General features: G+C 57.0%; 12 protein-coding genes and 1 pseudogene. 8 read left to right on the forward strand and 5 right to left on the reverse strand.

Features of this window, described 5'->3' with window-relative positions; all coding sequences use genetic code 11:
* Window positions 1–147 (reverse strand): annotated as a pseudogene (locus tag ACILQA_RS06925) (amidophosphoribosyltransferase); the annotation flags it as partial.
* Window positions 148–275: 128 nt separating this feature from the next.
* Here ACILQA_RS06925 and hisI point away from each other — a divergent pair.
* The 5 genes from hisI to ACILQA_RS06950 all read left to right on the forward strand — a co-directional run bounded on the left by hisI (window position 276) and on the right by ACILQA_RS06950 (window position 4,080).
* A complete protein-coding gene (hisI, locus tag ACILQA_RS06930; RefSeq protein WP_395629041.1) occupies window positions 276–635 on the forward strand; it encodes a phosphoribosyl-AMP cyclohydrolase in 360 nt (119 codons plus the stop codon).
* Window positions 632–1,156 carry a hypothetical protein gene (locus ACILQA_RS06935; protein WP_395629042.1) on the forward strand — a complete coding sequence of 175 codons (525 nt, stop codon included), beginning with the start codon at window positions 632–634 and terminating at the stop codon, window positions 1,154–1,156. The genes hisI and ACILQA_RS06935 overlap by 4 nt, the downstream gene beginning before the upstream one ends.
* 156 nt (window positions 1,157–1,312) lie before the next feature.
* Window positions 1,313–2,029, forward strand: coding sequence for an AAA family ATPase (locus ACILQA_RS06940; RefSeq protein ID WP_395629043.1), 717 nt, complete (start codon window positions 1,313–1,315; stop codon window positions 2,027–2,029).
* 19 nt (window positions 2,030–2,048) lie between these two features.
* Entirely contained in the window at window positions 2,049–2,696 is a 648-nt protein-coding gene (locus tag ACILQA_RS06945) for a hypothetical protein (protein WP_395629044.1), read from the forward strand.
* Window positions 2,697–2,727: 31 nt separating this feature from the next.
* Window positions 2,728–4,080: a tetratricopeptide repeat protein gene (locus ACILQA_RS06950; protein ID WP_395629045.1), complete on the forward strand. Its 1,353-nt coding sequence runs from the start codon at window positions 2,728–2,730 to the stop codon at window positions 4,078–4,080.
* 34 nt (window positions 4,081–4,114) lie between these two features.
* Here ACILQA_RS06950 and ACILQA_RS06955 read toward each other — a convergent pair whose 3' ends face one another.
* From ACILQA_RS06955 to ACILQA_RS06970, 4 genes are all read right to left on the reverse strand, one after another.
* On the reverse strand, window positions 4,115–5,332 hold the full coding sequence (locus tag ACILQA_RS06955; protein ID WP_395629046.1) for a dihydroorotase family protein: 1,218 nt from the start codon (window positions 5,330–5,332) through the stop codon (window positions 4,115–4,117).
* Complete coding sequence (locus tag ACILQA_RS06960) at window positions 5,329–6,324, reverse strand: aspartate carbamoyltransferase catalytic subunit (protein ID WP_395629047.1); 996 nt, start codon at window positions 6,322–6,324, stop codon at window positions 5,329–5,331. The genes ACILQA_RS06955 and ACILQA_RS06960 overlap by 4 nt, the downstream gene beginning before the upstream one ends.
* Before the next feature lie 75 nt (window positions 6,325–6,399).
* Window positions 6,400–6,861 carry a Holliday junction resolvase RuvX gene (ruvX, locus tag ACILQA_RS06965; RefSeq protein ID WP_306063947.1) on the reverse strand — a complete coding sequence of 154 codons (462 nt, stop codon included), beginning with the start codon at window positions 6,859–6,861 and terminating at the stop codon, window positions 6,400–6,402.
* The gene (locus ACILQA_RS06970) at window positions 6,858–7,967 is read right to left on the reverse strand and encodes a DUF3089 domain-containing protein (RefSeq protein WP_395629048.1); all 1,110 of its coding nucleotides are present in this window, start codon (window positions 7,965–7,967) and stop codon (window positions 6,858–6,860) included. The genes ruvX and ACILQA_RS06970 overlap by 4 nt, the downstream gene beginning before the upstream one ends.
* A 127-nt stretch (window positions 7,968–8,094) precedes the next feature.
* Between ACILQA_RS06970 and gatC the strand changes: the two genes are divergently transcribed.
* Genes gatC through gatB form a run of 3 tightly spaced genes read left to right on the forward strand, consistent with a single transcriptional unit; the run spans window position 8,095 to window position 11,334 of the window.
* Window positions 8,095–8,382, forward strand: coding sequence for an Asp-tRNA(Asn)/Glu-tRNA(Gln) amidotransferase subunit GatC (gene gatC / locus ACILQA_RS06975; RefSeq protein WP_306063945.1), 288 nt, complete (start codon window positions 8,095–8,097; stop codon window positions 8,380–8,382).
* Window positions 8,382–9,866, forward strand: a complete 1,485-nt coding sequence (gene gatA, locus ACILQA_RS06980; RefSeq protein ID WP_395629049.1) for an Asp-tRNA(Asn)/Glu-tRNA(Gln) amidotransferase subunit GatA — start codon at window positions 8,382–8,384, stop codon at window positions 9,864–9,866. Before gatC ends, gatA begins: the two co-directional genes overlap by 1 nt.
* A 1-nt stretch (window position 9,867) precedes the next feature.
* Window positions 9,868–11,334 (forward strand): Asp-tRNA(Asn)/Glu-tRNA(Gln) amidotransferase subunit GatB, encoded by a 1,467-nt coding sequence (gene gatB, locus ACILQA_RS06985; RefSeq protein ID WP_395629050.1) that lies wholly within the window; start codon window positions 9,868–9,870, stop codon window positions 11,332–11,334.
* The last annotated feature ends 161 nt before the right edge of the window (window positions 11,335–11,495 follow it).

An 11,495-nucleotide genomic window follows, 5' to 3' on the forward strand; every position in this document is an offset into this window, starting at 1 on the left:
GGTGATGCCGGCGGCTTCCTGGCCACGATGCTGAAGCGCATGGAGGCCAAGCGCAACCATCGCCGAAGCACCTTCGGCGTCGTAGACACCAAAAATGCCGCACTCCTCGCGAAGTTTGTCATCATCAAATGGATCGGTGGTCAGCATAATTCGAATCCCGCTGCGCGTCGCTGGCTGGCCTATAGGCAACGCGTCATCGATTGTCTCCCCCTTGTCGTGCTAATGTAACAAAGAAAATGTTGGCGGGCCACTTGCCCTTGCGTTAGGCCTTGGACATGACCGAAGAGATTGAAACAGGGCTTGCCCTCACACCCAAATTTGACGCCAACGGATTGTTGACTGCTGTGGTCACGGATGCGGCGGACGGTGCCGTATTGATGGTGGCGCATATGAACGCCGAAGCACTCGCCAAAAGCATCGAAAGCCGCACTGCGGTATTTTACTCGCGAAGCCGTCAACGGCTTTGGCAAAAGGGCGAAGCCAGCGGCAATGTCCTGCACATTGTCGATATGCGCATTGACTGTGATCAGGACGCCATTTGGATAATCGCAAAGCCGCAAGGCCCGACCTGTCACACGGGCGCGCGCAGCTGCTTTTATCGCCGGATAACGAAGGACGGATTGGAACCAGTGTGACGCGCACGGTATTTCCAATCTTCGCTTCATGCGCGCTGTTGGCCGGGTGCGGTGATGGCGCGCTCACATCGACCCTTGGGTCGGACGCTGGCGCAACGCTTGATGCACGCGCGGTGGAGACGGGTGTTTTGCCGAACCCGGATAAAATCGCATTTGCGGGCCGTTTTGAAACGCGCAGCGATCTTGGCATCGACAAATTCTGTGCGGTGAACAACGGCGCTAACCGCTTCGATATCGGTTTTCTTGCGGTCTTCGGGCCCGAAAGCAAATGCGAAGGAACCGGAACAGCGTCCGTTCAAGGCGATGTGGTCGAAATTGCATTGAACGGTAAAGGTGCTTGCACTTTCGCTGCCCGCTATGACGGCATTGAACTGCGCTTTGCTGGTGCGGTTGAAAGCGGTTGCGCACGCTATTGCTCAGAAAAAGCGAGCCTTTCCGGCACACATTATTTCATGATTGAACCAGGCGACAGCGCGGCCCGCAATACACTTGGTCGCGAAATCGAGCGCCTCTGCGGTTAAGACCGCGGTATCGCTAAGCACGCTTGGCCCGGATATCGTCACCTGTGCGTGCAGGAGCATCCGAACAGTAAAATCCGACATCCCGTTCCGTGTTAACCAATTTTTAGCGCTGTTCTGTCACATCCCCATTTCAAACATTTGCAAAAGGGGAATGATGTGAGGGTACTCGCATTGGCATCACAGAAGGGCGGGTCGGGCAAAACGACCCTGTCCTGCCATTTGGCGGTTCAGGCGCAGCTGGCGGGCGCGGGGCCGGTTGTGCTTATCGATATCGATCCCCAGGGGTCTTTGGCCGATTGGTGGAATGAACGTGAAGCCGACCTTCCTGCGTTTGCGCAGACAACGGTGTCCCGCCTTGCCTCCGACCTTGCCGTATTGCGGCAGCAAGGTTTTAAACTGGCGGTGATTGATACGCCGCCCGCCATTACGATGGCTATCCAGAGTGTTATTTCAGTATCAGAGCTGATCGTCGTGCCGACGCGGCCAAGCCCGCATGACTTGCGCGCCGTGGGTGCCACCGTTGACCTGTGTGAACGCGCTGGCAAGCCGCTCATCTTCGTTGTCAACGGAGCGACGCCAAAGGCCCGGATTACTTCGGAAGCCGCGGTGGCACTGTCGCAGCACGGCACCGTCGCGCCGACGACGCTGCATCATCGCACCGATTTTGCTGCATCCATGATTGATGGCCGCACCGTGATGGAAATCGACCCCAATGGTCGGTCATCGCAAGAGGTTATCCAGCTTTGGACATATATTTCGGACCGTCTCGAAAAGAATTTCCGGCGCACCGTCTTCAGTGCGCCGGCTGCAGTAAGCCATCAAATATCCGCCGCGCGTCCCATGGGTGGCTTCGGCCGCCGGGTCGTAGGTTAAGCGCAGGAAGGGCATAAAAATGGGTGAACCTAAACCAATCGCTTCGCTTTCGGGCATATTGCTGGCACGCAAAGGTCTGGCACGTCCCGCTATGCGTCGTTCAACAATGCTTTCGAGCAATGGCAACGCGGCAATGTCGCAAGAGGATCTGGGTTGGAACGATATGGGATATGATGTCGATCCCGATCCCACGACTCCGATGGATTATGACCACGGCTTTCACGGGGTTAACCCGCTTGCCGCGGCTGTTCCCGAAGTGAAGCATCAGCAAGATCGTCTCGCAGACGCACTTTTCGCTGACCTTGAACCGCAGGTTGGCTTTGACGACGAACCGCAGGTTGGCTTTGACAACTTTGTGGAGGAGCCGGAATTGGTCGCTGATGCACCGACTTTTGTTACTGTGACGCCGGAGCCTGTAACACCGCTCGTTTTGCGTCGTGGTAGCACGGATGCGCCACGTTCGCGTGCCCGGTCAAAGCCTGGCTTGAAAGAGAAAGCAGCCTTCACCTTGCGTCTTGATAGCGACCGGCATTTGAAATTGCGGCTGGCTTGCGCGGTGCGCCACCAGTCGGCGCAACAGCTTGTGACTGATGCGCTTGATGCACTTCTCGGATCCATGCCGGAAATTGATGACCTCGCGTCCCATGTTCCTGCGAAAAAACACTGATGCCTATATTTAGCTTTTTTGAGGTGATGTCATGAGTAGCCATTTTTTCATAAAGCTGGCTTTGTCGGCTGCGTTGGTTGTGGTGCCGGCAATGACTGCGTCAGCGGCCGGAGCGGGCAGCACGGTCAATGCTTCCGTCAATATCGCATCGCCGCAAAAGGCATTTGCCTGGGCAAAGAAAGCCGAACGCGCGCTGGCCAAAGGCAAGGCCGACAAGGCATTGGCCTTTGCAGAGCGTGCGGTTCAGGCCGATATGCAAAACCGGGATTATCGTGGGTTGCTGGCGCGTGTGTACATGGCGAAGGGACGTTTTGCCTCAGCCGAACGGACGTTGATGGATGTTATGGAGCTGGGTCAAGCCGACTCGCGCACCGTCATCAGCCTCGCATTGGCGCGCATCGCCTTGGGCAATACCGAATCTGCCGTTTTGCTTGTCGATTCGAACCGATCCATTCTGCCTGTCAGCGACTATGCTTTGACTTTGGCTTTGGCGGGGCGTTCGGCGGATGCCGTCAAAATCCTGACCGATGCCGTGCGCACCGAGCCTGCCACACCGCGCATACGGCAGAATCTGGCATTGGCCTATGCACTTGATGGTCGCTGGCGCGATGCGCGGATCATGGCTTCGCAAGATATGCCGCAGGAGCGTGTCAACGAACGGATCGCCGAATGGGCGCAGCTCGCGCGTCCCGGTGCTTATGCGTCGCGCGTAGCAGGTCTGTTGAAGGTTCAGCCTGACATGTCGGATACAGGACAGCCGCTGCGCCTCGCATTAAGCAGCATTAATGCCATTGGATTTGCGCAGGCTGATGTCGCGCCAACGGCTGCACCAGAATTGGCAGATGTTTCGTCTGCACCGGCTGCAGCAGTGGAGTTGGCTGCGGTGGGTCCGGCACCTGTTTCGGACAGTGCAGGTTTTGCGGCTGTTGAGAATTATATGAGGGCTGCCGAGGCTGCGCCGAGCCAGCCTGCGTATGAAGCGCCTCTTATCAAAGCGTCAGAAGTCCCGGCAAAGTCATTTGTGGCTGCACCGGTGAAGCTTGCCGTGTCCTATGTGCCAAAGGCAAAAACGCCACCGGCTGCGGGAAACCACTTGGTTCAGCTGGGCGCGTTCTCGTCTGTGGCCAGTGCGCAAGCGGCTTGGAACAAATATGCCAAACGCTACCGCGCATTGAACGGCTTTGATTCTGCCAGCTCGACCGTCACGGTCAATGGCAAGAAACTTGTTCGTCTGGCTGCAATGGGTTTCGGGGACGCATCAAGCGCACGGGCAACTTGTAAGATGATCAAGTCGCAAGGCGGCGATTGCTTCGTGCGGACGAATGGCGGACCCCAAAATATCCGCACGGCGAATGCCGCAGGGCGTAAGATCGCCGCACGATAAATTGGTAGATTTGAAACGTTATTGGGCGGCGGATCTAAATGACCTTGCCGCCCTTTAGCATATGGCGAACGCGACCTTGCACCGGCAGTCGGTCAAATGGCGTATTGCCCGCAAGTGCGGCCATGCGGTCGCCATCGACCTGCCACGGTGCGTCTGGATCGACGAGGATAAGATCTGCCTCAAACCCTTCTGCTATGTGACCTGCATTCAGCCCCAAGATCTTCGCGGGATTTGATGCCAGCAGTTCGAACAACCGTCCGGTTGAAATCACATTGTCCCGCACGAGGTTGAGCGACAGCGCGAGAAGCGTTTCCGCCCCCGCCATGCCCGGCGCGCTCTCGGAATAGGGTAGGCGCTTGTCCTCTGGCCCGCGCGGGTCGTGCCCGGATGCAATCACGTCAATCGTGCCATCGGCAATGGCTGCGATACAGGCAAGTCGGTCGCTTTCCGAACGCAAGGGCGGCGACAGATGGGCGAAGGTTCTGAAATCAGAAACGGCATTGTCGGACAGGAACAAATGCCCCGGCGTAATGCCGCATGTGATGCGTAAGCCCTTTGCCTTCGCTGCGCGAATGAGGTCCAGCCCGCGCTCGGTCGTCACTTGGCGGAAATGCACATGCGCGCTGCTTTCCTCCGCGAGCAATAGGTCGCGGGCGATGGCAAGTGCTTCGGTGATGGGGGATGCGCTGGAGAGACCCAGCAACGTCGCTGTTTCCCCGGCCGTTGCAACCGCGTTGCCCGATAGGCCTGCATCTTCGCTGTGCACAAAGACGGGCAGGTCGAGCGCATGGCAGTAGCGCATGATGCGCAGCAATATGCCGCTATCGGCAATCCATTTGCGTCCTGTGGCAACGCCAACTGCGCCTGCTTCTTTCATCAGCGCGATTTCGGCCATTTGCAGCCCGTTGAGGCCCTGTGTTGCTGCAGCGAGGGGATGTACCCACAGATCGGGTTTCCCTTTCAACGCTGCAAAGCGGACCGTTGCGGGGTCGTCGTGCACTGGCGACTGGTCAGGCATCAATGCGGCGCGCGTAATACCGCCAAAGCGGAAAGCGGGCTTGTCGGTCTTAAACACGCCCAAATCAATGATGCCCGGCGCGATGATGAGGTCGCTGGCGTCCAACTGGTTCGCTATCGGGGCGGCTTTTCCAACCGAGGCAATTTTGCCATTTTCGACATGCACATTCAGTGGCTCGGCCTTGTTCGCGCCCGGTAAAATGGCGTGGCCGTTCAGGATGCTGATTCCGGTCATGACCAACCCTCCTGACCGCGTGCTTTTCGGGTGAGTATATCGAGGCACGCCATGCGAACGGCGACACCCATTTCTACCTGTTCGGTAATGGCGGAGCGCTCAACATGGTCGGCGACATTGCTCGCAATCTCTACGCCGCGGTTCATTGGGCCCGGGTGCATGACCAGCGCATCGGGCTTGGCCAACGCTAGGCGGCGTTCATCGAGGCCGTATAGGTGGAAATATTCGCGTGGCGAGGGGATGAAGTCCCCCTGCATGCGCTCATTCTGAAGCCGCAGCATCATGACGACATCCGCGCCATCCAATGCAGCATCAAAATTGGTAAATGTCTGCGCCCCAAATGCCTCGAGACCGCTTGGCATCAATGCAGGGGGCGCAACGACGCGAACTTCGGCGCCCAGAGTTTTGAGGCAGAACAGATTTGAGCGGGCAACGCGGCTGTGGAGCACATCGCCGCAGATGACGACGGTTTGGCCCTCAACCTGCCCTTTGCGGCGCATGATGGTTAGCGAATCGAGCAGCGCCTGCGTGGGATGTTCGTGGCTTCCGTCGCCCGCGTTGATGACAGGGCAATCGACTTTGCTTGAAATCAGCTGCACCGCACCGGAACTGCCGTGGCGGATGACAATGGCATCGGCGCGCATGGCGTTTAACGTCATGGCCGTGTCGATAAGTGTTTCGCCTTTTTTGACGCTCGATTGCGCCGCGTGCATATTCACGACATCTGCGCCAAGCCGTTTTCCAGCAATTTCGAACGACAACAATGTGCGTGTCGAGTTTTCAAAAAAGGCATTGATAATCGTAAGGCCCGACAATCGGCCGTCATGCTTTGCAGGGCCGGAGCGGTTCAAGGCCACCCATTGCTCAGCCTCTTTCAGGATGTAGAGAATTTCCCATTTCTGAAGTCCAGCGATACCAAGCAAATGCTTGTGCGGAAAAGCGCCCGACCCGCTTGGAAAGCTGTCGGCTGCAAAAGGCTGTGTCCATGTCATTAAAGCGATGCCCTTAAAGGGAAGGGGGGCAATACTCAATCATTTTGTCGGCTATGTCTTGGCCGGGCAAAAACGTCACCCAATGGTCAGCGCATCGATCGCGCCTTGCAAAATGAATGCCGCTGCGCCGCTGTCGATTTTTTCGGCCCGTTTTGCGCGGCTCATGTCGGCGGCAATCATGTCGCGCTCAACCGCTTGGGTCGACCAACGTTCGTCGCGCAACAAAATCGGCAGGCCAAGATCAGCGATGTTGCGAGCAAAAGCCCGGCTTGATTGGCTTCTGGGGCTTTCGCTGCCATCCATGTTGAGCGGCAAGCCAATCACGATGCCGCGCGTGGGGCGGGTCGCAATTGCGGCGCTGAGCAACGCTTTGTCTTTGGAAAACTTGCTTCTGCGGATCAGATCTGCGGGGGATGCAAATGTCCAGCCCGCGTCGCAAAACGCCGTGCCAATCGTTTTGGTGCCGATATCCAGCCCTATCAACACGCCGCCGTCGGGCAGCTGTTCCAGAAAGTCCGCGACGGCGTCAAAAATCATTTCTGAAGAAACTTCCACAGTCGCAACGTGGCATCCGCCCGCACATTCGCCCAGAAAAGCGGGAAGTCATACACATGGTAATTGTTGCCGGGCAGGACATATGGACCAACTTCGGGCGGATCGCCGATCAATAGAAAGCCCTTTGGATCGCATCGTGCGGGTACGGCACCGACGACCAGCTCGCCGGCTTCCATCGACGCATCTGGCTTTAACGTGCCCAAATTGACCTTCATGTCTGCCGCAGCTGCTGCGCCACCGTTCAAAGGATTGGTGCACAGCATTGCTGTGCCTTTGCGGCTTTCCCCGTTGAAACCCGTCGTTGCATCGTAGACTTTTGATATGCGGTCATATTCGGCCGGCTCGGCAAAGCTCTGCCACGCCATGATGCACCCCGTTTGATCCGGACCCGAACATGCGGGCAGCCCCATCGCAGCGACATCATTGTCCACTGAAATTGGCCAGCCAACAACATAAGCGGCGACGATTCGTTTGGCGATTGGTTTGCCTGCAACGCGATCCTTTAGCAGATGTGTAAGATGCAACGCGCCTTGGCTATGGCCAGCCAATATAATCGGCCGGTCTTTTTGCACTTTCGCTACAAATTCATCGAACGCCAAAAGAACGTCCTGATATGCGGCGTCTAACGCCTGTTGACCCTCGGGCTTCGTAGTCAAGAACGATCCAATAGCCGCCTGACGATAGCGGGGCGCCCACATTTCGCCGGTGCTGGCGAATGGCGAGGCCAAGCCGCGTAGGAACAATCTGGCGCGATCCTGCGATTCCGCATCGTCCAGCGGGGCATTCCAATGGTCCCTGCCAATATAAGATGTCGGGTGGACGAAGAATATCGCCGCTGATCCGCGAACTTCTGGTTTGGCCGCGCCCACAGGCAACCAGTCGGCCGGGTTTGTCGCCTTGCCGGGGCGCGCGAACCACATATCGTTACTGGCATATTTGTTTGGTTCAAACGCTGCTTGTTTTTCGAACTTTGCCGTTGGCACGAATGCCAGTTCGGTAAGCTCAGCCTCATAAATGCGGATAACGAAACCGCCCGCAATGACGAGGACGATCAGCGCTGCAACGATATAAATGAATTTACGAGCCAAGTTTATGTCCTGAAATTTTGATGCGATTTAGCCGATTGGATGGAAATAGCATCGGAAAATTGAATAGAGCCTGAAAGATTAAGCTTTTCCGTTGAAGCGGGGCAGGTGCAATGCTAGCGGCTGGCTTATGTCTGTAGATAAAGATACCGTGAACAAAATCGCACGGCTTTCGCGCATCGCGATTAGCGATGCAGAGGCTGACAAGATGGTCGGCGAACTCAATGGCATTCTTGCCTGGGTGGAGCAATTGGGCGAGGTCGACGTCACTGGCGTTGAGCCGATGACGGCTGTCATCTCCAATAAGCTGCGCCTGCGCGACGACGTCGTCACCGATGGCGATGTCCGCGACAAGGTGCTTGCCAATGCGCCAGCGAAGGAAGGCAGCTTCTTTGGCGTGCCCAAGGTGATTGAATAATGACTGATTTTTCGAGATTGGGCGTAGCTGCCATTCGTGATGGCGTCGCCAACGGCGAATTCAAAGCTGTTGAGGTTGCTGAAGCACTAAACACGCGCGTTGCTGCGGCAAAGGCACTCAACGCCTTTATCGTGGAAACGCCTGAAATGGCCGTCGCGGCTGCGCAAGCGGTTGATGCCGACCGCGCTGCTGGCAAGCCACTTGGCAAAATGGCCGGTGTGCCAATTGGCATGAAGGATTTGTTCTGCACCGAAGGTGTGCAGACGACCGCTGCAAGCCATATGCTTGAAGGCTTCGTTCCGACCTATGAGTCGACGGTATCCGCCAATCTTTGGAAGGCTGGGGCAGGGATGTTGGGCAAGCTCAACCTTGACCAGTTCGCCATGGGTTCGTCGAACGAAACCAGCTATTTCGGTAATGTCATTTCGCCTTGGCGTCGCAATAATGGTGACAACGCCGCACTTGCGCCGGGTGGTTCATCGGGCGGGTCGTCCTCTGCCATCGCGGCGCGGTTGTGTCCTGCTGCGACAGGTACCGACACCGGTGGTTCCATCCGCCAACCTGCCGCATTTGTCGGCATTAGCGGTATAAAGCCAACCTATGGCCGCTGCTCGCGTTGGGGTGTTGTGGCATTCGCCAGTTCGCTTGACCAAGCTGGCCCCATGGCGCGCGACGTCCGCGATTGCGCGATCATGTTGGAAGCCATGGCCGGCTTTGATCCAAAGGATTCGACCTCACTGGATTTGCCTGTGCCCGCATGGGAAGCCGCTCTCAACAGCGATCTGAAGGGCAAGCGCATTGGCATTCCCCGCGAATATCGTCTTGATGGTATCGATGAAGATATTGCCAAGATGTGGGATAATGGCATCGCATGGCTGAAGGATGCCGGCGCGGAAATCGTCGACATCAGCCTGCCGCACACAAAATATGCGCTGCCTGCGTACTACATCATCGCCCCTGCTGAAGCGTCATCGAACCTTGCGCGCTATGACGGCGTCCGCTTTGGTTTGCGCGACTTGCCTGAGGGCGCTGGCCTGCAGGATATGTATGCCGCAACCCGTGCCGCTGGTTTCGGCGAAGAAGTGCGCCGCCGTATCATGATCGGCACTTATGTGCTCAGCGCTGGCTTCTACGACGCATATTACACGCAGGCGCAAAAGGTCCGGGCCTTGATCGCACGCGATTTCGACAATGCGTGGGCAAGCTGTGACCTCATCCTCGCGCCAACCGCACCAAGCGCGGCGTTTGGCTTGGGTGAGAAGAACGCCGACCCATTGTCGATGTATTTGAACGACGTGTTCGCGGTGCCTGCCTCATTGGCTGGCTTGCCCGCGATGTCGGTTCCGGGTGGCCTCGACAAGCAAGGCCTGCCTTTGGGGCTGCAGATTATCGGCAAGGCGCTTGACGAACAGGCTGTGCTCAACGCCGGCCTCGCGATCGAGCAGCGTTCAGGATTTACGGCGGAAGCCGGAGAGTGGTGGTAATATGAGCGAGTACCGCATCCAGGGAAACACCGGCGAGTGGGAGGTCGTGATTGGCCTTGAAGTCCATGCGCAGATCACCAGCGAGTCCAAACTCTTTTCGGGCTCATCAACCGGCTTTGGCGCCGAACCCAACAGTCATGTCAGCCTTGTCGACGCAGCGATGCCCGGCATGTTGCCCGTGCCAAACCGCGAATGCCTGCGTCAGGCTGTGCGGACCGGCATGGCGATCAATGCGCAGATCAACCGCTGGTCGCGCTTTGACCGTAAGAATTATTTCTACGCCGATTTGCCGCAGGGCTACCAAATTTCGCAGCTTTATCACCCCATCGTGGGTGAGGGCGCAATTGAGGTTACGTTGAACGAAAAAGACCCCGATAGCCCGACCAAGAAAATCGGTATCGAGCGCATCCACGTCGAGCAAGACGCCGGCAAGTTGATGCATGACCAGCATCCAACAATGTCTTTTGTCGATTTGAACCGCTCTGGCGTCGCGCTGATGGAAATCGTGTCGCGTCCTGACATTAGCAGCCCGCAAGAGGCTGGCGCGTATCTCAAGAAGCTGCGTTCCATCCTGCGCTATGTTGGATCGTGCGACGGCAATATGGAACAAGGCTCCATGCGCGCTGACGTCAACGTGTCTGTCCGCAAGCCCGGTGGTGAACTGGGTACGCGTACAGAGACCAAGAACGTCAACTCGATCCGCTTCATGATGCAGGCGATTGAGTATGAAGCGCAGCGTCAGGTGGATCTCATCGAAAGCGGCGGCGCAGTGGTTCAGGAAACCCGCTTGTTCGACCCCAACAAGATGGAAACGCGCTCAATGCGGTCGAAAGAAGACGCGCATGATTATCGTTATTTCCCCGATCCTGATTTGTTGCCGGTCGAACTCGACGACGCGTTTCTGGAGGAATGCCGTGCGTCCTTGCCAGAGCTTCCCGACGCCAAACGTGCGCGTTATGAAGCATTGGGCCTTACCGCATACAATGCCGCTGTTCTGACGGCGGAAGCCGAAACGGCGTTTTGGTTTGAAGATTTGTTGGCCGAAGGCGTCGATGCCAAGCAGGCGTCCAACTGGTTGATGTCCGAATTGTTCGGTGCGCTGAACAAGCTGGGCAAGACCTTGGACGAAAGCCCGGTCAATCCGAAGCAAGCGGCCGAGCTTCTTGGCCTTGTCGCCGATGGCACGATCAGCGGCAGCATCGCCAAGCAGGTCTTTGAAATCATGCTTGAGACCGGGCAGGGTGCATCTGCGATTGTCGAAGAAAAAGGCCTGAAACAGACCAATGACACGGGCGCAATTGAGGCAGAAATTGCCAAGATCATGGTCGCCAATGAAGATAAGGTCACCGAATATCGTTCGGGCAAAGACAAATTGTTTGGCTTCTTCGTGGGCCAGACGATGAAGGCGATGCAGGGCAAGGCCAATCCGCAAATCATCAACGACTTGCTGAAAAAGGCGCTTGGTTAACAGGTGATAAGGGCGCAGCGGCGGTTTTGCCGCTTCTGCCCTTGCCCTAGCGGGGCTTTCCCGTTAGAGGCTCCCGTCGTTTGTGAAACGGCAGCTTTTCGTAAGCGGGCGTGGCGGAATTGGTAGACGCACCAGATTTAGGTTCTGGCATCGCAAGGTGT

The sequence above is a fragment of the Sphingorhabdus sp. genome, from assembly GCF_044239005.1.
Lineage (GTDB): Bacteria > Pseudomonadota > Alphaproteobacteria > Sphingomonadales > Sphingomonadaceae > Sphingorhabdus_B.